The following is a 21,550-nucleotide window of genomic DNA, read 5'->3' on the forward strand; positions in this document are numbered from 1 at the left end:
CACGCATCGAGATGTCAATCGAGTAGACCATCGGGGGGTGGTACGACCACTCCCGACCATCGGCCCGACGGTGAAGGTGCTCGCCGCTCCCCACTTCGACGGCCGCTTGGCGTGCGAGCTGGTGTACGCCAACCTGGAGCGTCGGTGGCGGGCCAGAACGCGGACGGACGGCAGACGCCCCTCAAGCGAGAAGTGGCGGTGGCAGCGGATACCGACTCTGAGCGAGGACAATCGGTCAGCAGAAGTCAGCCTGGAGAAGTTGCTGATAAGCACCGCGGATGACACTTGGGCCAACGCCATCCCGACGGCGAGGGGCCTGTTCGACGACGGCGGCCGAAAGGCCAACGTCGATCTGGCCCACAGGTCCGGGGCGACGATCGCGTTCGTCGAGCTGAAATGGGCGTCGAACCACCCGGCCTACGCCGCCTTCGAGATCGTCGGGTACGCGATGGCGTGGGCTCAAGCCCGCTTCCGAGCCGAAGAGATGGGGTACGTCACCGACGGCACGTTGCGTCCGGTCCTGGCAACAAACGCGGCCCGCTGGTGCGTGCTCGCCCCGGCCAGCTTCTACGCCGGCTGGGACGCCGAGCAACTCGCTAGATTCGCCGCGTCGCTCGACCAAGGGATGAACAGTTTCTTCACCGAGCGACTGAACTCGACTTGTGCCAATTCTCAGGGGCTCTTTTGCTGATTTATCGCGAAAACAAGGGGTTTTTGGGTTTTCATAAGACGCCGCGCCGACCCCGGCCTGTCCAAAAAATCCCTCGGATGCTCGCATCCTCAAGGAATTCCAGCGTTCCAGGTGCCTGAGAATTGGCACAAGTCGAGCTGAAGGTCGATGCTCACTTCCGGTTTCTCACGCTGCCCGACGGCATCGACCCGATGGCACCGAAACCTGCCGACGTGCAAGCGATCGCCGCCTCACTGGCGATCGACTGACGGCCGCCCCCTGACCGCAGGGGGAACGTGCTTGACCGGGGCCGGCTGCGGACAGACACTGGTCCGGAACCGGCACCGCCCGGACCTCGTCGGGCGGGAGCGATCCGTTCCCAGCGATTCGCACAACAAAGAGATGCGATGTTCATCCTGAAAGCCGTCACCCTCAAAGTGACCCTGTTGGCCGTGTTCGTGACGACCGCGACGGCGGACGAGCCGCCCAAGGGGGCCGCTCCGCTCGACCTGAGCGGGAAGACGGTGCAGCGGCTGGAGGTCAGCCAGTCCCAGATCGGGTTCACCAGCACCAAGGTGTTCTACACGCTCGCCGACCGTCGGGTGGTGGTGGTGATCGACATCGACAACGGCAAGAAGGGGTTTCCCGTAAGCGGCAAAGTCTGCCAGTTCGCCAAGGAGGCGACCCCGGAGGGCATGGCCAAATGGTTGAACAATCAGCACTCGGACGGATTGTTCCCGGACGTGCCCGAGCCGGCGGCGACGGTCAAGCTGCCGGCGGACGCGTGCCGGGCACTGGAAAGCAAATTGCTCGGTCAGAAGACGGTCAACGGCACCACCTACAACGAGTACCGCGTCGAGATCAAGTTCGCCGAGACCAAGGTGAACGACCAAGTTCGGCTTCAGGAGTTTAAGGACTCTGTGAAAGTGTACGTCGTGGCGAAATAGCCCGTGTACCGTCCACTCTTCGTCGGTTGGGCTCACCGACCCGCCCGCTCCACCTTGACCCATTCGACTTCCAGCTTGAACGCCCCGGCCTTCTTGTCGCCGAGCAGGAAGCCCAAGGCGGCCACCTCGTCCGGCTTCACCGCCCCGGCGTCCTTGACCACCCGGCCGAACGAACTCGCCTCGAAGGTGTCCAGTGGCACCTTCACCTCGATCCACTCGTCCTTCTTGGTTGGGACCGCGGCCCGGTACGAGAACGCCGTCAGCGGTTTGTTCAGATAGAGGTTCATCGAATACACCCGGCCGTCGCCCCGAACGCGGGCGACCAGCGTGTCACCTTTCGCAAGACCGAGATTTTGGGCCTTCGTCCGCACCGAGGCGAAACCGCCGTTGTTCTCCAGCGACAGTATGCCGGAGAACTCCAGCGTCTTCTTGTCGGTGATCTTGAACGTGCCCTCGGAGACCCCGCCCATCACCCCGTCGTTGACCGCCTGCCACTGTTTCGCGGCGTCGGCCCCGGCGAACTCGAACAGGACTCGCGGTTGGTCGTCGGCCATGAGGACCGCCCCGGACAGCAGTAGCGTGACACTGGTAACCAAGAAGCAGTTGCGGCCGGTCATCACACCGTCCCCCGTTCCCACGCGGTCCTCACCCGGCTCATTGATAGGCGGCCGGTGCGGGGGCTTCTCGGTCGCCCATGGATCGCCGGGGCGGGTGGAGTCACTTGCCGAGGAGCAGTTCGGCCGCTTCTTTCACCCACCCGCTGTGCCAGTCGTGCTTGCGGTCCGGGCCGTCGCGGTACTCGTGGGCGATCTTCAGCTTGTTCATGAGGGCGTGGGCCTGCACGTGCTCGGCCCGGAAGTTGCCGTAACCCAGCAGCACCAGCCGCTTCTCGTTCTGGAGCTTGTCGGCGTTGGTTTCCAGCAGCTTGCTCACCCGGTAGCCCTCGAAGTTGTCCGGCGTGCCGAAGATGTCGCCGCTCCCGTACTTGCCGGGCCTGTCCATCATGAGCGGGGCGTCCCACGCGGCGGCCCGGCCGAACACGTCCGGGTTCCGCAGCAGCAGCGACCACGCCCCCCAGCCCGACTTGCTGAACCCGAGCAGCAGTCGCCCGTCGGCCTTGGTTCGAACCGGGTAGGTCTTGTCCACGAACGGGACCACGACCTTGAGCAGGTAGCTCTCCTGCCGGACCTCGGGTTTGGTCGGGTGGTCGGCGTACCACGGCAGGTGCGAAAAGGTCGGGGCCACGAACACGGCCGACAACTTGTTGTGCAGGTCGAGCTTCTGGATCTCCTTCAGCCCGTCGCCGTAGCGGCTCTCGGTGCCGGCCTCGACCGGCAGCAGATACACCACCGGATACGTCTTGCCCTTCTCTACCTCGCCGGGCAGGAGCACCCGGAGTTGCGTCGTCTTGGCCTGATAGAGGGAGCGGACCTCGTGGACGAGGACGCCGCCATCGTCCTTCTTCGCCTCCGAGATCGTGACGTTTTCGTCGGCCCGAACGGACGGGGCGACGAGCACCGACAGCAGCAAGCCGACGCCGTTCACTCGGTTCACGGGTTGTCCTCCTCGGGCACGGCGACGAAGCCTTCACCCGCCCGCACGCCGAGGCGAACACGCCCGTCGCGGTCACGACCTCAGCCGTACAGCCATTGGTATACTGCCGCACCCGCGAGTTTGGTCGCCGCCCACTACAACGACGTGAGCACCCGCATTCACCCCGAATCGGGTCACGTCCGCGAGGGGGAAACCCGTGTTCCGCCACGCCCTTCTCATTCTGATTGCCCTCGGTCTCGCCCCGTCGGCCGCGGCGGCCGACCTTCGCGTGCCGGAGGACCACAAGACCATTCAGGCCGCGATCAACGCCTCGCGAGCGGGGGACACCGTCACGGTGGCAGCGGGCACGTACGCCGAACGTGTCCGCCTGACGCCGGGGGTCGCCTTGCGGAGCCGCGGGGACGACGCCAAGGGGGTGGACGGCCTGAAGCGGGCCGAGGCGACGGTCATCGACGGCGGCAAGGAGGGGAAACTGCCCGGCGTGGTGATGGCCGAGGGCAGTACCCTCGACGGCTTCACGGTCACCAACGTCGGGGCCTACGACGAGGCGACCTGGAAGAAGCACTTCGACTCGAAGGGCGAGGAACTGGGCGACGAGGAGGGCTCGGTGCGGGCGGAAGGGACGACCCCGGCCGTCAGCATTCACGGCGTCAGTTGCACCGTCACCCACTGCCTGGTTCACCACAACGGCGATGTCGGGATCGGCATCCTCGGCAAAGAGAAGGTGACGACCGCACCGCTCATCGCCGACAACGTCGTGTTCCGCAACATGGGCGGCGGGATCGGCATTGCCGAGGGGGCCGAGCCGGTCGTTCGGGGCAACACCTGCCGGGAGAACCTGCGGGCCGGGATCGGGTGTCGGAAGGCGGACCCGATCGTCATCGGCAACCTGTGTTCGGGCAACGTCCGGGCAGGGATCGGGTGCCGCGAGGGGGCGAAACCCGTGCTGCGGGGCAACACCTGTTCCAAGAACCGCCGGGCCGGGATCGGCATCCGGATGGAGGGGACGGCCCCGGTCGTCGAGGCGAACACGTGCGACGAGAACGAGATGGCCGGCATCGGCTGCCGGGACGGGGCCGATCCCGTCATCCGGAAGAACGTGTGCCGGAAGAACAAGCTGGCCGGCATCGGCTGCCGGGACGGGGCCAAACCGCTCATCGTCGGCAACGAGTGCAAGGACAACGAGGCCGCGGGGATCGGCCTCCAGGGGAGGGCCGACGCCGTCATCCGGAAGAACACGTGCGGCGGGAACAAACTGGTCGCGATCGGCGTCACGGAGGGGTCGCAGGCGGTGATCACGGACAACGAGTTGTCCCGCACGGGCGGCCAGCCGCCGCTGGTCGCCGTGAAAGACGGGTCCACGGCCACGATCACCAACAACCGAATCACGGGCGGTGGGGTCGCGGCCGTTCTGGTCCAGGGCAAGGCCACCATCAGCGGGAACACGTTCACCGGGGGCGGCAAGGGCCAGGGGAACGCCGTCTGGATCTGGGAGGGCTCGACCGCGACCGTGTCCGACAACGCCTTCGACGGCTACCGCACCCCCGTCTCGGCCACCAAGGCAACGGTTTCCATCACCGACAACGCGATACACAACTTTCAAGGGACGGCGATCATCGTCAAGGACGGACGGAAGCCGCCCCACGTGACCGGCAACACGGCCAGGTCCGACGACCCGCAGGCGAAGGTGGCGGACGTTCAGGGGACGGCCGGGCTGGTCGAGGGCAACACGGTGGTGACGGGCGAGAAGAAGTAACCCGTCCGGAGCGGAGTGGCCACTGGCTTTCGGCGGGGGCACAAGCGGTCGGCTCGGCATCCGGTGCGGTCACGAACACGAACCGGCGACCAGTGCCGCGAACGCCGCCCGCGGCGTGCCGTACTTCTTGCCCTCGCCGGCCGCCGCCGACAGGAGCAGGTCGTTGAGCCGCACCCCGACTTCCGGCACCGACAGGTCGCCGTCGGCCAACAGCAGCTCGGCGTACGCGACCAGTTCGTTCATCGACCCCGTCACGGAACGGTCGAGGGCCTTGGCGAACCGCACCGATTCCGCGGCGAGATCGCGGCCCACGCCCGCGAGCCGGCCGGCTCCGTCGAGGATTCCCTCAACGGCACCCGCGACCCGTTCGGCCAACTGGGTTCTCGTCTCCCCGGCCACTTCGACGAGCACCACCGAGTAGAGCGACCGCGTGTTGCTCAGCAGCAGGTACGCCTTCGTTCCCGCCGCGAACGCCCGGACCGACCAGTCGAGGAGCGGGTTCGCGTGCGACGCCGAGGCCGCCGGCGGGCCGCCCCCGAGGCGGGCGTTCAGCGTCTGCGGGAGCCGGAGGAGCATGTCGCCTCACCAGTTCCAGAGGGTGATCGAGAGTTGCAGCACGGTGGCGGTGCCCACCCAGACGAGGTACGGCACCTGCGCCACGGCGACCCAGCGGTAATGCGGCCACACCGCGACCATGCAGCACACAATGGAAACAAGCACCACGAGGATGTCGGCCGCGGCCAGAGGCAGGTTCCGCAGCCCGAACTGGATCGGGGTGAAGATCACGTTGGCGACCAAGTTGACCGCGAACGGCACCGCCACCGACCGCGGGATCTTCCGCCGCACCGCCTGCACGAACACGGACCCGAAGGTGACCGCGATGACCGGGTACAGGAGCGACCAGATCAGCCCGATGGTGCCCCCGTCGGGGGTCCACCTCGGTTTCGCCAACGCGTTGTACCACTCCGCCCAGGTCATGGCCGGTCCCCGCCCGAGGTCGGTTCCGCACGTCATCCTCTCACACCCCGACCGCACCCGCCCGCCGCGAGAGCGGGTAAAATGGGCATCAATCCGCAGCGTGGTTCGGGGTGAAGGGCATGGAGCCGAAGATACTGAGTAGAGGGGCGCCGCAATAGCCGGGTAAGGGGTGGGGTTCTAACCTGGCTGAGCTCACGGCTCCGACCCCACACCAACACTCGCCCATGATCGCACGTCTCGACCGCCTCCGGAAGAACCCGGCCGTCTTCCGGTCCCTCACCGGGGTCACCCCGGACGTGTTCGACGCCCTCCTCGCCGACGTCCTCCCGGCCCTGGCCGACGCCGACTTCGCCCGCCACGACCGACCCGACCGGAGCCGCGCCGTCGGCGGCGGCCGCACCACCGGGCTCGAACACCCCGACCGCATCCTGCTCGCCGTCGTCTGGCTCCGGGTGTACCCGACCTACGCCGTCCTCGGGTACCTGTTCGGGGTTTCCGAGTCGGCCGCCCGCCGCCTCGCCGGGTGGTCCGTCCCGGTCCTCGCCGCGGCCGGGAAGGACACCATGCGAATGCCCGACCCGGGCAAGCACCACCGCCGCGACCTCCCGGCCGTGCTCCGGCACACCCCCGGGCTGGCCGTCCTGGTGGACACGTTCGAGCAGCCGACGCACCGGCCGAAGCGGCGGCAGCGGGCCGACTACTCGGGGAAGAAGAAGCGGCACACGGTCAAGAGTCAGGTCGGGGTGGACGAGGAGACCGGGCGGGTCGTCCACGTCCCGCCGAGCGTGCCGGGGCCGACGGCCGACCTCAAGCTGTTGGGGCGGTCGCGGCTCCTGGGGCGGCTGCCGAAGGGGGTCGGGTTGATCGGGGACAAGGCGTACATCGGGGCGGGCGAGTTGCGGCCCGGGGTGGTGTGTACGACCCCGCGGCGGAAGCCGCGGGGGAAGCCGCGGCCGGCGGCGGACGTGCGGTACAACCGGGCGGTGTCCCGGCGCCGGATCGTGGTCGAGCACACGATCCGGCGGCTGCGGGTGTTCCAGTCGCTGACCCAGGTGAACCGGCACGGGCGGAAGAGGCACGAGGTCCGGGTGCGGGCGGTGGCCGGGCTGGTCAACCGGATGATCGACGCCCGGCCGGCGGACTGACCCGTTCTCGGGGAGGGGGACGGTCGTGACCGCCACTATTACGGCGCGCCTCTAGTGAGACCGCCGCCGTGCTGTTCGCCGAACACCGACTGGCCGGGTGGACGTTCGGGCTGGCCGCCTCGAAGCGGCGGCTGGGCGTGTGCAAGTACCGCCGGAAGCGGATCGAGATCAGCGAGTACCACGCCCGGCACAACCCGGACGCGACCGTCCTCGACACCCTCTTGCACGAGATCGCCCACGCCCTCGCCGGCCCGGCGGCCAAGCACGGCCCGGTGTGGCAGGCGGTCGCCGCCCGCCTCGGGGCGACCCCGCGGGCGTGCGACGACTCGCCCGACACGGTGGTGGAGCCCGGCGACTGGCGGACCACCTGCCCGTCCTGCAACCGGACCCACCATCGGTACAAACGCCCCCGCTCGTTGTCCGGCTACCGCTGCAAGTGTCCGGCACGAACTCCACTCGTGTTCGCCTACGCCGGAGACCCAGCCCGCGAGCCCACGGTGCCCACTGTGACGGAACCGGCCCCCACCCGGTGGAAAGCGAACTGTGCCGGCTGCGGCACCACTCACAAGCGTGCGAGACGGCCGAAGACTGGTGTGTGGCGGTGCCGCTGCCCCGCCCGGAGCGAGTTGGAGTGGGTGTTCGGGCCGGGCGGTCCGAACGCCGGGTAGCAAAGCACGGGTGGTTTCGGGCGACTGACGGCAGGTCCGGGTTCGTGGCGATCAGTGCCAGAAGCAGCCCATCGGGTCCTCGGCGAGGTAGGCCAACGCCCGGTCGAGCGGCAGGACGATCGGGCCGAAATCGCCGATGTCGTCCCACCGCTCGCGGTGGCTCCACCACTTCACCTCGACCGCGTCCCCGGCTCCGGTCGGGCGGAACCGGGCCACGGGCCGGCCGGACGACTCGCGGAACAGGGAGTACCCGCCGCCGACTTTGCGGACGACGACCCCGCCGCCCTTCTCCGCGATGTAGGCTTCGATCCGGGTCAGGTGCAGGTCAACCGACCCGTCCATCACTCGTCCCCGAAGGCTCCACCGTCGTCCACCGACTCGGTCAAGTCGGCGAGGCTTCGGTCGGTGGCGGCTTGGTACTGCTCCGCGACCTCGCCGACAAACCCGGGGTCGCACCGCAACAGCAGGGCGTACGTGTACCCCTCGTCCCTCCCCAGGTCGGGGTACTCGGCGTAGGCCAACTCGGCGACCTCGTCAGCGTTGTCCGCCAGCCACCGCCGGACCTCGCCCAGCTCCTGGTCCCGGCGGGTCAGTTTCTGCTGGTACGGATTGTTGTTGTAGACGACGCACACGTCGTCACCGCCCAGCACGCCGTCCAGGACGCGGACGCCACGGCGCGTCTCGAAGTCCTGCTCACACGCCACACGCGCTGCCTCCCGGACCATCTCGGGGAAGAGGGCGTCGAGGGCCGAGCCTGCCTCCACCTCGGGGGCCGTCACGACCGGGCCGTCGTCGTACACCGCCAAGACGGCGGCGTACCGGGCCGCGATCAGGGCCGCCCACTTCTCCTCGAACGGCCGCCACGCCGCGTCCGACCGCTTGCGCCGCGCCCGGTCGATCCGCTCGATCGAGTCCCGCACCTCGTCGTCCTGCTCGTCCCCGGACATGGTCCCCTCCTCTGGTTGGTGACACGGGGGCGTTCCAGCCGCCCCCAAGTGCCAGGCGAGAGCCGACGGGCCGGCCAGTCACGTTTTCGGGTTTTTCGTCCTTGCGACCGGGGCCGCCTCCTTCACTTCGGCGAGTGAAGCCTCCCCCACCGCCCTGGCAGGATGGCGGGATGCCGGCAACCGCATCCTGCCATGACGAAACCCCAGGATTACCAGTGTTTCGTTGATGTGCTGGCAGGATGGTGGGATGAAATCCGAGAAAAGAATCCTTATAGGGGACTGCTCTTGTCGCGTGGGGGGCGGCGGGGAATTACTCCCCGGAAACGGGCCGCATCCTGCCAGCGAGAGGTCGGTCATCGTGTCCCGGGTGACGCGGTTTGTAGGTTTGGAGACACGCGCGACAGCGTCCGTACTGATCGCAGTGGAGTTCACCGGCCGAATAGGAGTCGTTCGCCGGAATGGCGTCGGCGTGCAAGGCGGATCTGGAAGGGGAAACTGGGGGTGAACGGAAGGAGCGGAAGCGATGGCGACGCCGAGAGAACCGTGGAACATCCGACCGGCCCGGACGCGGGCCGCCGTACCCGCCGCCCTCAAGACCGAGGTGGAAGCGAAATCCACGCATCTGGTCGAGACCGTGTTGAAGCCCCGGCACGTCCTGCCGCCCCCGACAGACGGGCCGCTCAACTCCATCACCGACATCGGGGCGAAGTGGTACAGGAACTACTTCTACTTCTTCTCGACCTACGCCTGCCCGAGCCCGACCGCCCTCGCCCCCGCGTTCGAGGCGATGTTCGCCCGGATGGAACCGCTCGGGAACGGCACGTTCGCCCTGTACGCCATGCGGTACACGGGCAAGGAATGGGTCGGGGTGCTCGACGCCCTGTCGGTGGACGAGTGCCTGGACGCCATCCGGGACGACCCGTGGTTCGTGCCATAGCGGATCGACGGCACCGCGGTCGCGGCAACCCGGCGTGCCGACACCGACACGCTCTCCCGGCGTGCGGGCCGACGCGCTACCGCGACGTGGCCTCGGCCCGGAAGGTCTTCCGAGCCCGCAGCAGCCTGAGATTCACCATGTCCGCGACGTAGATGTGGTCGTCCGTGACCCCGACGCTATTCGGGAAGGCCAGCGGGATGCCCCGCGTCGGAACCAGATCCCCGGGCAGTCCGCCCGTCGAGTCGCGGTTCCCGTAGGTGCCGAAGTGGAGGATCTCGGTGCCCGCGTTGTCGACGACCGCCACGCGCTGAGCGACGTTCGTGGGGTAGTAGAGCCGGCCGTAGGCGTCCACGTCGAACCGGGGGGTACGGGTGATGCAGTCCGTATCGAACGCGCCGTACGGCACGTCGTAAGAGACGGTCGGGCCGATCGGAGCTATGGGGAACAAGTTGCCGCTCTCCAGCGTGCCGGTCGGCGCGAACTTGTGGATGCGGCCCACGGCACCCGCGAACCGATCGCCCTCGAACCCGGGCAACCCGGCCGGCGGCTTCCGGTCGACGTACCCGACGTAGAGGTTCCCCCGGGGGTCGAACCGTACCCCGCCGGCGGCGTCGGGCAGCCTGGCGACAGTCGTCGCCCCCCACGGCACCTTCGCCCCGGTCCCGGCGAACACCCGCAGGCCGTCCTTCGGGTCGCCGACGACCGCCAGGTTGCCGTTCGGGGCGACCGCGATCCCCTTGTCGCCGTTGCCGGTGAAGCACCACTCGTGGTGAAAGGCGGGGGTGAGGCGGTTGCTCCCCGTGTCCCCGAGGTTCGCCGGCGGGTAATCGGGTTTGTCGAGGTGGAAGCGGGCCACCTTGCCGACCGAGTAGGAGGAACTCCCGTCGGCGAGAGTGCGGGCGTAGACGTGCCGGTTCCGCGGGTCGATGGCGATGCTCGCCGTCCTGAGCGGCACCTTCACGAAGCGGGGGGACTTCCAGTCCCCGACCTTCCAGACGCCGGCGTGGTCGTCCAGCAGGTAGACCTCGTCGGTCTTCTGGTCCACTTCCATCCGGTCGAACCCCAGGCACCGCTGCGCCCCCTCGACCCGGTAGAAGTCCTTGAGCAGGGTGAGATCCTTCCCGTCGTCCCGGTAGATGCGGACGGGCATCTCGGTGTACGCGACCCAGACGTTCACGGCCGTGTCGGTGTCGCACACGACGAGGTGGGAGCACTTGTGGTGGTCGGTGTACCCCGTCTCGGACACGGGGATGGTGGCCGCCGGCTTGTCGTCCTTCCGCCAGTCGGTGAACTTGAGCAACGCCACCCGCCCGCGGCCCGCGTGCTCGTCGCCGAAGCGGGTGGTGAGGTAGAGCGCACCCGTCTTCGCGCTCACGGCAACGGCATCCGGGCGTTCGACGGGGATTGCGCGGACGACCTTCCCCGTCGGGTCCAGAACGACGAGCCGCTTGTTGAGCCGGTCGCACACGAACACGTTCCCGGCCGTGTCCGCGGCGACGCCGTGCAGGGCGGCGTAGCTGTGCGTGCCGCCGAGTGCCGCCCGGCGGTCCTTCACGACCGTAGGAATGGTCCTCGGGTCCAGTGAGAAGATCACCCGGGCGGTCCGCGTTTCCCGATCGACTTTCCACACCTGCCCGTCCCGCCAGGTGCCGTCCGCCTTGATCTCCTGGATCGAACCGTATCTCGTCGTCGCGGCGTAGACGCCGCTCAGGTAGAAGTGCTTCCCGTCTGGGGTCGGGCAAGTGAAGACCGGCCCGAGCAGGGCGTTGACGACGTGGCTGTCGGGCGTCACCGGCCCCAGCCCGAGCGGCGGGCTGGTCACCAGCGGCCCCGGCATTCGTTCGCCGGCGGCCTCGGGGATGGTGCCGTCCGCGTTGACCGTCAGGAGCTCGAACGTGGCCCTGCCGGGGCCGGTGTGCCAGAAGCTGAGGCGCGTCGGGTCGGGGGTCGGGATCAACCGGGCCATCCCGCCCGTTGCGGTGTCGAGGATCGTCGTCGTCAGCGACGGGTCCGTCAGCCGGGTGAACTTGGGCGTGTAGGTGCCGTCGGGTCTGACGTTGATGCCCCACCCCGTCACGGCCGCGACGGCCTTGCCGGCGGGCGGCGGGAAGACGGTCCGCAGGTAGTTCCCGGCGGCGTCGTACCGGCGCACGGCGGGCGGCCCCAGGTTGCTGGAGTGCCCCAGCACGTACACCGTGCCGTCCGGCTTCCGTTCGAGGCCGTTGATGCCGAACGGGCTGTGGTCGTTGTGGCCGCTCTCCTCGGAGTAGTACGCGTACGGGTCGCCGCCCACGATCTGCTCCAGGGCCACCCCCATCCCCGCGCGGACGCGAACGACCACGGCCTCGGGCCGGCGGACGCGGACCTGGTAGTCGTCTTTGCCGTCCCACTCCAACGACTGCGCCCGGGAGCCGGCTGCCAACGGCGGTGGGGCCTTCGGACCGAGCACCCCGGCGGCCAGGTGTCGGACGACGGCGGACGTCGCCGGGTCGACGAGGGCGACCTCGACGTCGGTGAGCGCGTCGAGCTCGAAGGTCACCCGCCACGCCCCGGTCTGCTCGTCGGCGTGGAGTGCCGGCGGCTTGATCCACCGCGGCGGGTCGGCTCCCGGTGCCGACCCGGACGCCAGTACGACCAGACCGGCAGCGATGAGGGCGCGCATCGGATCTCCCGCTCCAGCGACCACTGGGAACCGCCGGGAACCGCCCCCACCTTTGGGTACGCCGGGGCCGGCGGTTGGCAACGAGGCGGCCCGATCGACCGGACCGGCCACGGGCTCCGACCGCCCGGTTCAGTTCCAGCGGATCGGCTTCCCGCTAAGCCACGTGATGAACACGCCGACGACCAGCAGCGCGACCGGGGCGAGGAGCGGGACCGCCACGGCCGCCACCAACCCGACGGCCACCCACCGCCCCCAGTCGGCGTCAACGGCGAACAGAAAGTACAGGCTGCCCGCCAGGGCGGCGGCGAGCAGGAGCGTGAGGGGAATCAGCCGGCCGTTCCCGTACCCGCGGACGGCTCCGCGTCCCGCAAAGTAGAGGAGGATGCCGTTCGCAATAGCCAGTGGCGTATAGAGAACGTAGGCGATCATGCAGCTACTCGTGACCCGTGAGTGGTGTGGCGGCGACGACGGAGAGATTCTCACGCTCGGCGAGATCCTATGCTCAAGGGGTGATCCTCTGCAACTCCGCCGTGCCGGATCGCGGAGCCCGGACCGAGGTGATCTACGCGAGAGTGCGAGCCGCGAGGCCGGGAGGCCGCGATGGGCGAGAAATGGGACCGGAGCGGGAAACGTGTCCGCCCCAAGACCGCCGTGCGGGGGAAGCGATACCTGTGCGCGACGTGCCGCAAGCGCAGTCCGACGGCGGTCACGACCCCGGCCCCGTGGTACTGCCCGAACTGCCTCCGCGCGGACGAGTCCACGTCAGCGGAATGACGGGTGGCGGCCAGCGGGGGTGGGCCGCACGGCGTCGCCGTACGCCGGTCGGCCGGGAGAGCGCAGCAACCACAAGATCCGTCCCGAGGTTCCCGTTAACGATTGCGCGGGTGGGAGGCTACCGGCCGAGAGCCTTTCTCACCTCGGCCGCGACCTGCCCGGCGAGGGCGGTGTACCCGTCGGGGGTGAAGTGGACGTTGTTCGGGAGCTGCCCCTCCCCCTTGCGCCCGCGGACGAACGCGTCCAGGTCGTTCACCGCGACCCCGTGCCGGGCCATCACCTCCCGGGCCGCCGCGTTGTACGCCCGGTCCGCGTCCGCCCGCCGGGCGGGTTCCTTCTCCGGGACCGGGGTGGTCGTGGCGAAGATCAGCTTCGCGCCGGTCTTCTTCATCCGCCCGACCAGCGCGTCCAGGTTCTTCCGGTACTCCTCCACCGGCACCTGAACCTTCCCCTTGTCCGGGCTGGTGTTCTGCCCCTTGTCGTCCACGAACTTCAGGTCGTGCAGCCCGAAGTTGAAGTGGATCACGTCCCACCGGCCGTCCCCCAGCCACCCGTCCAGTTGAGCGACCCCGCGGGTGGTCGGGCCGCAGTTGGTCGGCGGGCGGTGGACGTTCGCTACGGCTTTCAACTTCTCCCGCACGGGTAGGGTGTATCCGATCGAGATGGAGTCCCCGATCAAGAGCACGCGGGGGAGGCCGGGCACGTCCACGACCGGGGCGAGGGCCGGCTGCGGGGCCTTCTTCGGCGGGGTCTTGGGGGCGTCCTTCTTCCCGTCCTGGCCGGCGGAAAGGCCGGCGGCCAGGACGAAGGCGACGGCGATCGAGTACAGCCAGGCGGGCATCACGCCTCCGGGTCGGGGTTGGGGGCGGTCCGATTGTACACCGTCGCGGTCCGCTGCACTAACCTCCTGCCGAGGGCCGGAGGGCTGTTGCAACCTCCCGGGAATCGGGTAGAGTTTCCTCGCCTGCCTCCGCACCTGCCGACCCGGGCGGTGCCCCGCCGGTTACGCGTGCCCGCCCCCACATTCGAAGGGCGACTGCCGTGCCAGAAGGGCGTTCCCATGCTTCGCGTCACGGGTGAGACCGCACCCCTCTGCGACGGCTTCACCCGCCGGGAACTGCTACGCATCGGTGCCGTCGGCCTCGGCGGCCTGTCGTTACCGCGGCTGCTCCGATGCCGGGCCGCGGCGGCAGCGACGGGTTCTCGGCCGCGGGCGAAGTCCGTCATCGTCCTGTTCAACGGCGGCGGCATCCCGCACCACGAGACGTGGGACCCGAAGCCGGACGCGCCCGCCGAAATCCGGGGGGCGTTCGGCGTGATTCCCACCCGCACCCCAGGGCTGCGCGTCGGCGAGCTGATGCCACGGACGGCCGGGCTGACGGACAAGATCGCGGTCGTCCGCACCATGGTCACGGGCGACAACGCCCACTCGACCAGCGGCTACCAGATGCTCACCGGCCTCCCGCACGTCCCCCTGAACCGGGAGAACGCCACCCCCGGCAAGCCGAACGACTGGCCGCCGTACAACGCCGTGGTGCGTGCCCTCCGGCCCGCCGTCGACGGGCTGCCGTCGTCCGTCGTCCTCCCCCGCCGGCTGGCGAACTTCGACGGCCTGTACCCGTGGCCCGGGACCGACGCCGGGGCACTGGGCCGCAAGTACGAGGCGTGGTCCCTGGACTGCGACCCGTCGGACCCGACGTTTACCACCCCGGGGTGCGAACCGTCCGCCGACCTGCCCGCGTCCCGGGTCGATCACCGCCGGGCGTTGCTGGGGCGGCTCGACCGGCACCTCGCCGATCACCCCGGGACCGCCGACCACGACCGCTACCGGCAGCAGGCCATCGACCTGATCGCGGGGCGGCGGGGGCGGGAGGCGTTCGACCTGACGCGGGAGCCGGTCACCGTCCGGGACCGCTACGGGCGGACGAAGCACGGGCAGAGCGTGCTGCTCGCCCGCCGGCTGGTCGAGGCCGGGGTGTCGCTGGTCCAGGTGAACTGGGCGTCGCCGGACAAGAAGCTGCCCAACGGCGGCGGGTGGGACACCCACGAGAAGCACAACGAGAGCCTCAAGGGGTGGCTGATGCCGGCCATGGACCGGACGTACTCGGCCCTGATCGAGGACCTGGACCAGCGCGGCCTGCTGGACGAGACGCTCGTCTGCTGGGTGGCCGAGTTCGGGCACACCCCGAGGTTCAACGCGAAGGGCGGGCGGGACCACTGGGGGCGGGTGTTTTCCATCGCCCTAGCCGGCGGCGGGGTGAGGGGCGGGGTGGTCGTCGGCAGGACGGACCGGCACGCGGGCGAGCCGACCGACGACGCCGTGCGGCCGGCCGACTACCTCGCCACGATCTTCCACTGCCTCGGCTTCGACCCGGACGCGACGATCCACGACATCGAGGGGCGGCCGTTGCCCGTGTCCCGCGGGCGGGTGATCGAGTCGGTGCTGCGCTAAGGGCGCGGTGACCCCCCGAGCTGGTCGCGTGGGCCGACGTCGTCTTCGTCATGGAGCCGGCCCACCGGGCGAAGCTCGCCCGCTCGTTCCCGGCCGCCCTCCGCGGCAAGCGGGTCGTGTGCCTCGACGTCCCCGACGACTACGGGTACATGGCCCTCGAAATGGTGCGGCTCCTCCGGGACCGCGTCGCCCGTGCCGTCCCCGCCCCGGCGGTCGATCTGTCGGCCTGACAGGATGTGCGGGCGTGCGGCCTCGCAAACGGCCTCGCAACCCCACCCGGAGGCCGTGGACGCGTGCCGCCGGGCGGGGGTGGCCGCGAAGGAACCGTCCCCCGAACCGCACGGTCGCCGCCGTACGAACGGATACTCCGGTCGGGCCGTGGCCGTCGTTGCGACCGCCGCCCCCGAGTACGCCCCGCCTACTCGCGTCCTTGATCTCAACCCCCGAAGTCTCGCCGCTGGAAGGTCATGAACCGGCGGTCCTTCTTGTACGGCGACTCGCCCAAGCGGACCACCTTCGCCTTGGCCAGCTTGTAGCGGTAGTTGTTCGTGATCGGGTCCGCGACCCGGTGGGCCAAAGCGTTGAACGGGTTCGGCGGGAACAGGAAGTAGGTGAACAGCACGCCCGGCGGCACGGCGGCGTGACCATGCAATCGCCTCGATCTCTCCCTTGCCGACGCGGATGCCGGTGTTCGCCGTGTACCACCTGTACGACGACGCCGGTGGGCCGTGCCGATTCCTGCGGCTCGATGCGACGGTCGAAGTGAATGTGAAGTAGGTTGATTCGATTTACGGACGCCTGACGCCCGCAAGGTCGGCTTCGAGCGCGCTGATCCGCTGCCGCAGTTGCTCGATCACCGGAGCAACTTGCCGCTGAGAGACCCGCTGGTGGATGTGCTGCGGGCAGTTCACGTCCCACGCCTCGACGGTGAACACGATCGCCCGTTCCACCCGGCCCGGATACGTCGGGTCGCTCAGCTTCGCCAGCAGTTCGGAATCGCCCTCCACCACCGTCGCGGTGCCCCAGACCTTCACCCGCCGACTGTTGGCGTAGTCCATCAGGAACAGGAACGCCTGCGGGTTCTCGGACAGGTTCCCCACCGAGATGTATTGGCGGTTGCCGCCGAAGTCGGCGAACGCCAGGGTGCGGTCGTCGATCACCTTCAGGAAGCCCGGCGGGCCGCCGCGGTACTGGATGTACGGCTGCCCGGCGGCGTTCGCCGTGCCCAGGTAGAACATGTCCAGGTCGGCGAGGAACTCGGTCAAGTCGGAAGTGACGGTCGTTTGCCACCCGCCGGACTGTTCCATCCTGGCGTAGCTTTTCCGTGATCCCTTCCGGGACTGGATCGCTTTCACGGCGGGGGTGAAGGCGATGTCGCTGGGGAAGTGGCTCATCGGATGGCCTCGGTCGGGTGCATCAGGGCGTAATGTGGAACGAGGGGCCGCCGTCGGACGATGCCGACGGCGGTTCGAGGGTGTTACTTGAGGTGCTTGCCGAGGAACTCCCGCATCAGCCCGGCGATCTCGTCGCCGTTCGTTTCCAGGGCGAAGTGACCGGCGTCGAGCAGGTGGTAGTCAAGCGTCTTCAGGTCCTTCTTGTACGGCTCGGCCCCGGCGGCGGGGAAGATCTGGTCGTGCTTGCCCCAGGCGATCAGCACCGGCGGCTGGTGCGTGCGGAGGTACTCCTGCCACTGCGGGTACAGCGGCGGGTTGCTGCCGTAGCTCAGGAACAGGTCCAGCTGGATGTCGTCGTTCCCCTTACGGTCGAGCAGGTACTGGTCCGTCGTCCAGGCGTCGGGCGAGATCAGTTCCGGATTTTTGACCCCGTGGGTGTACTGCCACTTGGTCGCGGCGAGTTTCGTGAAGCCCCGGAGTGCCTCCCGCTTGTCCTTGCTGGTCGGCTCCTTCCAGTACGCCTTGATCGGCTTCCAGAAGTCGTTGTCCAGGCCCTCGTCGTAGGCGTTGCCGTTCTGCACCACGATGGCCGTGACCCGCTCCGGGTGTTTCACGGCGAGTCGGTAGCCGACGGGCGCCCCGTAGTCCTGCACGTACAGGGCGTACTTCTTCAGTTCGAGCTTGTCGGTGAACTGCTCGACGACCTCGGCCAGGTGGTCGAAGGTGTACGCGAACTTGTCGCGGGCCGGCATCGAACTGTGCCCGAAGCCGGGGTAGTCCGGGGCGATCACGCGGTACTTGTCGGCCAGTCGCGGGATGAGGTGGCGGAACATCTGCGAGCTGGTCGGGAAGCCGTGCAGCAGCAGCACGACGGGGGCGTCCTTCGGGCCGGCCTCGCGGTAGAAGATGTCGAGGTCGCCGACCTTCACCGTCTTGTGGTGCGTCTTCGGCGGCTCGGCCGCGCCGACCGGGGAGAGCGTGACGGCCAGGCCGGTCAGGAGCAGTGCGGTGCGAAACACGAGTCGTACTCCGAATGGGTGGTTGGGATCGAGTCCTGGGTTTACTTCACGTCCGGGATGCCGGGGTGGTCCGCCGGGCGCGGGCCGGGCGCGGGCCAGAAGAACGTCCGCTCGTCCTCGCGGATCGCCACGTCGTTGATGCTCGCCTCGCGGCGACGCATCAGCCCGCGGTCGTCGAACTCCCACAGCTCGTTGCCGTAGCTGCGGAACCAGTGGCCCGCCGCGTCGTGCCACTCGTACCGGAACCGCACCGCGATGCGGTCGGCGGTGAACGCCCACAGCGCCTTTACCAGCCGGTACTCGAGTTCGCGCGCCCACTTGCCGGCGAGGAACGCCCGGATCTCGTCGCGGCCGACGAGGAAGCGGTCGCGGTTCCGCCACACCGAGTCCTCGGAGTAGGCGAGCGCCACCCGATGCGGGTCGCGGGAGTTCCAGGCGTCCTCGGCGAGGCGGACTTTCATCGCCGCGGTTTCAAGGGTGAACGGCGGGGCGATCACCACCGGCGGAGGAGTGTGCAGGGTCTGGGTCATGGCAAGAGCACTCGGTGCGGTGGAGGGAAGGCGGCCGGGAACAACCCCGGCCGTCTGGCGCGGGGTTAGTCGTGGGCCTTGAGAGTGCCGTCGGCCCAGTGCTTGTCGGCGGCGGCCCGCCGCTCGGCCTCGTTCTCGTTCCACTGCGGCAGGGTGTCGCCACCGGCCCCGCGGTAGAACAGGGCCAGCTTGCCGTCGGCGGTGACCTTGAAGTTGGTCGGGTCGACGCCGAACAGCTTGCCCTCGCTGGCGGCCGTGGCGCAGTACCCGCCGTACAGCGGCACGTACTTCGCCGGGTTCGCGTCGAACGTCCCCTTATTCGCTTCGGTCGCGAAGTAGTAGACGCTGCCGTCGTGCGTGCTGGCGAACAGCGGGTCGCCGGGGGTCGGCCGGCCGGCGAAGTAGGCGACCGCGTCGTACCCGTTCACGGCCACTTGCAGTTGTTGGACTTTCGCGGACATGTCGGACTCCTGGGCGGACGGAACCGGCCGCCACGTGGCCGCCGATCCCGTCATGGATTGGGGTCGCACTGGAACCGCAGTGCGTCGGGTTGGGAACTGGGGATGAGGGACCGATGCCGTGACTACCGCGTCGGGTCACAGCCTGGGATGGTGGCGCAGGCGTCGTGGTGGTCGACAAGCGGCTCGGCCTTGGGGAAGTCGATGTCGGTGTCGGCGACGTGGTTGAAGTAGTTGGTGAACACGTTCAGCGCGACGTGGGCGACGACCTCGGCGATGGCCCCGTCGTCGTACCCGGCCTCGCGGACCGTCTGGAGGTCGGCCCCCGACACCCGCCCCTTGGTGTCCACGACCACACGAGCGAACCGGATGAGGGCGTCGGCCTTCGGGTCCACGGCGGTGCCGTGGCGGCTGTCGCGGATCTGGTCGGCGGTCAGCCCGGTCATTTTCCCGATGGCGGTGTGGGCGGCCAGGCAGTAGTCGCACCCGTTCGCCTGGGCGACGGCGAGGGCGATCTGCTCGCGGGTCTTGGCCGGCAAGGCCCCCTGGGCGAGCGCGCCGCTCAGTTGCAGGTAGCCGTTGAGCGCCGCCGGGGCGTTGGCCATCGCCCGCGTCATGTTCGGGACGAGGCCGAGCTTGCCCTTCACGGCGTCGAGCAGTTCCTTGGCCTTGCCGGTGGCGGACTCGGGAGCGATCTGGTTCAGGCGGGACATGGTCGTGATCCTTTCGAGGTTGGGTGGCGATCGCTCAGGGAGTTCTGGGCGGTTGAAGCAGTAACAAATCAGGTTCCGTGCCAATCCGGAATCGAAGTCGCAAAGCATTGCTCCACATTGCTTTACAGTCATCTAACCAGATGTGATACAGCCACGAATTTTCGTGAATTGACGAGATTTCGTAACGGAAGCACGGTTTTTCGTAAGTCAACCGCATGGACCTGCCACTCACCTCGTCCCTCTTCACCGACCCGAAGCGACTGCTGTTGGACCTGGCGAAAGAGCACCACCTGTCCGAACTCTTGCGACTCCTGGTCGGCCGTCTGGCGGACTCGCCGCGGGTGGCGCTGGCTCGGGTGTGGCTCGTCCGGCCGGGCGACATCTGTGACGCCTGCCCGATGAGGGGTGAGTGCCCGAACCGCGTCCGTTGCCTGCACCTGGTGGCGAGCGCAGGTGGCTCGAAGACCGCACCGGCCGAAGAGTGGACCCGGCTGGACGGCGCGTTCCGCCGGTTCCCGCTCGGGGTTCGCAAGGTCGGGCGCATCGGGGCGAGTGGGGAGTCCATCGAGGCGCCCGACCTGTCGGCCGGCACCCCAGACTGGATCGCCCGCCCGGAGTGGCTCCGGGCCGAAGGGATCAGCGGCTTCGGCGGGCAACCGCTCGTCCACCGCGGCGAGACGCTCGGCGTCCTGGCCGTGTTCGCCCGCGGCCCCATCGGCCCCGACTGCATGGACTGGCTGCGGACGATCGCCGACCACACCGCCGCCGCCATCGCCACGGCCCGGGCGTTCGAAGAGATCGAGGCGTTGAAGAAGCGGCTGGAGTTGGAGAACGAGTACCTGCGGGAGGAGGTCACCCGGAGCGGCGCGTTCGGCGAACTCGTCGGCCAGAGTCCGGCCCTGGAGGCGGTGTCCCGCCAGATCGATCTGGTGGCACCGACCGACTCGGCCGTCCTCGTCCTGGGTGAAAGTGGGACCGGAAAGGAACTGGTCGCCCGCGAACTCCATCGTCGCAGTCGGCGGGCGGGCAAGCCGCTCATCAAGGTGAACTGCGCCGCGATCCCCCGCGAACTGTACGAGAGCGAGTTCTTCGGCCACCTGAAGGGGTCGTTCACCGGGGCGACGCGGGACCGTGTCGGGCGGTTCGAGCTGGCCGACGGCGGCACCCTATTCCTCGACGAAATCGGCGAGATCCCGCTCGACCTGCAAGCGAAGCTACTCCGAGTGCTACAAGAGGGGGAACTCGAACGCATCGGCGAGGAGAAGACTCGGAAAGTCGATGTGCGGGTTGTCGCGGCGACCAACCGCGACCTGAAGGCGGAGGCCGAGGCGGGGCGGTTCCGGCAGGACCTCTACTACCGCCTGAGCGTGTTCCCGGTCGAACTGCCGCCGTTGCGGAAGCGGTCCGAAGACATCCCCCTGTTGGCCGAGCACTTCCTGGCACTGCTGTGCCGAAAACTCGGGCGGCCGAAACCACGCCTGACGCTGGCGAACGTCCAGGCACTTCAGAAGTACTCCTGGCCTGGAAACGTGCGAGAACTCCAGCACGTGATCGAGCGGGCGGTCATCACCGCCGAGGGCGGACGCCTGACCATCGAATTGCCAACCGCATCGCCCCCGGCCGGTCGAGTCTCGCCGACGCCGGCACCCGCGACGAGCAGGATCTTGACCGACGCCGAGTTGCGGCAGGTGGAGGCGGACAACATCCGGGCGGCGCTGAAGCAGACCCAGGGGAAGGTGTCTGGTCCGGGCGGGGCGGCGGAACTGCTCGGCCTGAAACCCACCACGCTGGCGTCGCGGATCAAGTCCCTCGGCATCACGGGGTGATCGGCGCAATGAAAGCGAGCGGAGAACGGGTCAAGAAGCCGGTCCGGTTCGACGACCGCCATGCGGTCGCACAGAGTGTGATCGGCTCGACGCGAATGACCAGGAAATCCAGATTGCGTC

25 protein-coding genes are annotated in these 21,550 nt (G+C 68.8%); 10 read left to right on the forward strand and 15 right to left on the reverse strand.

What is annotated here, in order from left to right; translation table 11 throughout:
- The first annotated feature begins 37 nt into the window (after positions 1–37).
- The 3 genes from ETAA1_RS14520 (at position 38) to ETAA1_RS14525 (ending at position 1,617) form a co-directional block, all read left to right on the forward strand.
- Entirely contained in the window at positions 38–691 is a 654-nt protein-coding gene (locus ETAA1_RS14520) for a hypothetical protein (protein WP_145239523.1), read from the forward strand.
- 122 nt (positions 692–813) lie between these two features.
- Complete coding sequence (locus ETAA1_RS33460; RefSeq protein ID WP_261342019.1) at positions 814–939, forward strand: hypothetical protein; 126 nt, start codon at positions 814–816, stop codon at positions 937–939.
- Positions 940–1,077: 138 nt separating this feature from the next.
- A complete protein-coding gene (locus ETAA1_RS14525) occupies positions 1,078–1,617 on the forward strand; it encodes a hypothetical protein (protein WP_145239526.1) in 540 nt (179 codons plus the stop codon).
- A gap of 32 nt (positions 1,618–1,649) precedes the next feature.
- Here the strand turns inward: ETAA1_RS14525 and ETAA1_RS14530 are convergent, their stop codons facing one another.
- A complete protein-coding gene (locus ETAA1_RS14530) occupies positions 1,650–2,234 on the reverse strand; it encodes a CIA30 family protein (RefSeq protein WP_145239529.1) in 585 nt (194 codons plus the stop codon).
- Between the two features lie 100 nt (positions 2,235–2,334).
- Entirely contained in the window at positions 2,335–3,171 is an 837-nt protein-coding gene (locus tag ETAA1_RS14535) for an alpha/beta hydrolase-fold protein (protein ID WP_145239532.1), read from the reverse strand.
- Positions 3,172–3,367: 196 nt separating this feature from the next.
- Between ETAA1_RS14535 and ETAA1_RS14540 the strand changes: the two genes are divergently transcribed.
- Positions 3,368–4,927, forward strand: coding sequence for a right-handed parallel beta-helix repeat-containing protein (locus ETAA1_RS14540; protein WP_145239535.1), 1,560 nt, complete (start codon positions 3,368–3,370; stop codon positions 4,925–4,927).
- 69 nt (positions 4,928–4,996) lie between these two features.
- Here the strand turns inward: ETAA1_RS14540 and ETAA1_RS14545 are convergent, their stop codons facing one another.
- Positions 4,997–5,503: a DUF6933 domain-containing protein gene (locus ETAA1_RS14545; protein ID WP_145239538.1), complete on the reverse strand. Its 507-nt coding sequence runs from the start codon at positions 5,501–5,503 to the stop codon at positions 4,997–4,999.
- A gap of 6 nt (positions 5,504–5,509) precedes the next feature.
- Entirely contained in the window at positions 5,510–5,905 is a 396-nt protein-coding gene (locus ETAA1_RS14550) for a TspO/MBR family protein (RefSeq protein ID WP_145239541.1), read from the reverse strand.
- A gap of 224 nt (positions 5,906–6,129) precedes the next feature.
- Between ETAA1_RS14550 and ETAA1_RS14555 the strand changes: the two genes are divergently transcribed.
- A complete protein-coding gene (locus tag ETAA1_RS14555; protein ID WP_145239544.1) occupies positions 6,130–7,050 on the forward strand; it encodes a transposase family protein in 921 nt (306 codons plus the stop codon).
- A 68-nt stretch (positions 7,051–7,118) separates the two neighbouring features.
- Positions 7,119–7,718 carry a SprT-like domain-containing protein gene (locus tag ETAA1_RS14560; RefSeq protein ID WP_145239547.1) on the forward strand — a complete coding sequence of 200 codons (600 nt, stop codon included), beginning with the start codon at positions 7,119–7,121 and terminating at the stop codon, positions 7,716–7,718.
- A 51-nt stretch (positions 7,719–7,769) separates the two neighbouring features.
- Here the strand turns inward: ETAA1_RS14560 and ETAA1_RS31935 are convergent, their stop codons facing one another.
- Both ETAA1_RS31935 and ETAA1_RS14570 read right to left on the reverse strand, forming a co-directional pair.
- Positions 7,770–8,060 (reverse strand): DUF3024 domain-containing protein, encoded by a 291-nt coding sequence (locus ETAA1_RS31935; RefSeq protein WP_202920896.1) that lies wholly within the window; start codon positions 8,058–8,060, stop codon positions 7,770–7,772.
- Positions 8,060–8,665 carry a hypothetical protein gene (locus tag ETAA1_RS14570; RefSeq protein ID WP_145239550.1) on the reverse strand — a complete coding sequence of 202 codons (606 nt, stop codon included), beginning with the start codon at positions 8,663–8,665 and terminating at the stop codon, positions 8,060–8,062. The genes ETAA1_RS31935 and ETAA1_RS14570 overlap by 1 nt, the downstream gene beginning before the upstream one ends.
- Before the next feature lie 523 nt (positions 8,666–9,188).
- Here ETAA1_RS14570 and ETAA1_RS14575 point away from each other — a divergent pair.
- Positions 9,189–9,602, forward strand: a complete 414-nt coding sequence (locus ETAA1_RS14575) for a DUF3024 domain-containing protein (protein ID WP_202920897.1) — start codon at positions 9,189–9,191, stop codon at positions 9,600–9,602.
- Between the two features lie 76 nt (positions 9,603–9,678).
- On the opposite strand, the gene ETAA1_RS14580 is transcribed toward ETAA1_RS14575, so the two are convergent.
- From ETAA1_RS14580 to ETAA1_RS14590, 3 genes are all read right to left on the reverse strand, one after another.
- Entirely contained in the window at positions 9,679–12,264 is a 2,586-nt protein-coding gene (locus ETAA1_RS14580) for a hypothetical protein (RefSeq protein WP_145239553.1), read from the reverse strand.
- A 129-nt stretch (positions 12,265–12,393) separates the two neighbouring features.
- Entirely contained in the window at positions 12,394–12,693 is a 300-nt protein-coding gene (locus ETAA1_RS14585) for a hypothetical protein (RefSeq protein ID WP_145239556.1), read from the reverse strand.
- Positions 12,694–13,156: 463 nt separating this feature from the next.
- A complete protein-coding gene (locus tag ETAA1_RS14590; protein ID WP_145239559.1) occupies positions 13,157–13,879 on the reverse strand; it encodes an SGNH/GDSL hydrolase family protein in 723 nt (240 codons plus the stop codon).
- 219 nt (positions 13,880–14,098) lie between these two features.
- On the opposite strand from ETAA1_RS14590, the gene ETAA1_RS14595 reads away from it, so the two are divergent.
- Both ETAA1_RS14595 and ETAA1_RS14600 read left to right on the forward strand, forming a co-directional pair.
- Positions 14,099–15,490: a DUF1501 domain-containing protein gene (locus tag ETAA1_RS14595; protein ID WP_145239562.1), complete on the forward strand. Its 1,392-nt coding sequence runs from the start codon at positions 14,099–14,101 to the stop codon at positions 15,488–15,490.
- Between the two features lie 50 nt (positions 15,491–15,540).
- Positions 15,541–15,720, forward strand: coding sequence for a hypothetical protein (locus ETAA1_RS14600; protein ID WP_145239565.1), 180 nt, complete (start codon positions 15,541–15,543; stop codon positions 15,718–15,720).
- Between the two features lie 206 nt (positions 15,721–15,926).
- Here the strand turns inward: ETAA1_RS14600 and ETAA1_RS14605 are convergent, their stop codons facing one another.
- The 6 genes from ETAA1_RS14605 to ETAA1_RS14630 form a co-directional block, all read right to left on the reverse strand.
- On the reverse strand, positions 15,927–16,142 hold the full coding sequence (locus ETAA1_RS14605) for a hypothetical protein (RefSeq protein ID WP_145239568.1): 216 nt from the start codon (positions 16,140–16,142) through the stop codon (positions 15,927–15,929).
- Between the two features lie 136 nt (positions 16,143–16,278).
- The gene (locus tag ETAA1_RS14610) at positions 16,279–16,884 is read right to left on the reverse strand and encodes a pyridoxamine 5'-phosphate oxidase family protein (RefSeq protein ID WP_145239571.1); all 606 of its coding nucleotides are present in this window, start codon (positions 16,882–16,884) and stop codon (positions 16,279–16,281) included.
- A gap of 83 nt (positions 16,885–16,967) precedes the next feature.
- Positions 16,968–17,882, reverse strand: coding sequence for an alpha/beta fold hydrolase (locus ETAA1_RS14615; protein ID WP_390621250.1), 915 nt, complete (start codon positions 17,880–17,882; stop codon positions 16,968–16,970).
- Positions 17,883–17,944: 62 nt separating this feature from the next.
- Complete coding sequence (locus ETAA1_RS14620) at positions 17,945–18,433, reverse strand: nuclear transport factor 2 family protein (RefSeq protein ID WP_202920898.1); 489 nt, start codon at positions 18,431–18,433, stop codon at positions 17,945–17,947.
- A 65-nt stretch (positions 18,434–18,498) separates the two neighbouring features.
- A complete protein-coding gene (locus tag ETAA1_RS14625) occupies positions 18,499–18,894 on the reverse strand; it encodes a YHS domain-containing (seleno)protein (protein ID WP_145239577.1) in 396 nt (131 codons plus the stop codon).
- A 122-nt stretch (positions 18,895–19,016) separates the two neighbouring features.
- A complete protein-coding gene (locus ETAA1_RS14630) occupies positions 19,017–19,604 on the reverse strand; it encodes a carboxymuconolactone decarboxylase family protein (RefSeq protein ID WP_145239580.1) in 588 nt (195 codons plus the stop codon).
- Between the two features lie 215 nt (positions 19,605–19,819).
- On the opposite strand from ETAA1_RS14630, the gene ETAA1_RS14635 reads away from it, so the two are divergent.
- Positions 19,820–21,430 (forward strand): sigma-54-dependent Fis family transcriptional regulator, encoded by a 1,611-nt coding sequence (locus ETAA1_RS14635; RefSeq protein WP_145239583.1) that lies wholly within the window; start codon positions 19,820–19,822, stop codon positions 21,428–21,430.
- Positions 21,431–21,550: the final 120 nt, after the last annotated feature.

Origin of the sequence: Urbifossiella limnaea (assembly GCF_007747215.1) — a bacterium.
In the GTDB taxonomy this organism is placed as follows: Bacteria; Planctomycetota; Planctomycetia; order Gemmatales; family Gemmataceae; genus Urbifossiella; species Urbifossiella limnaea.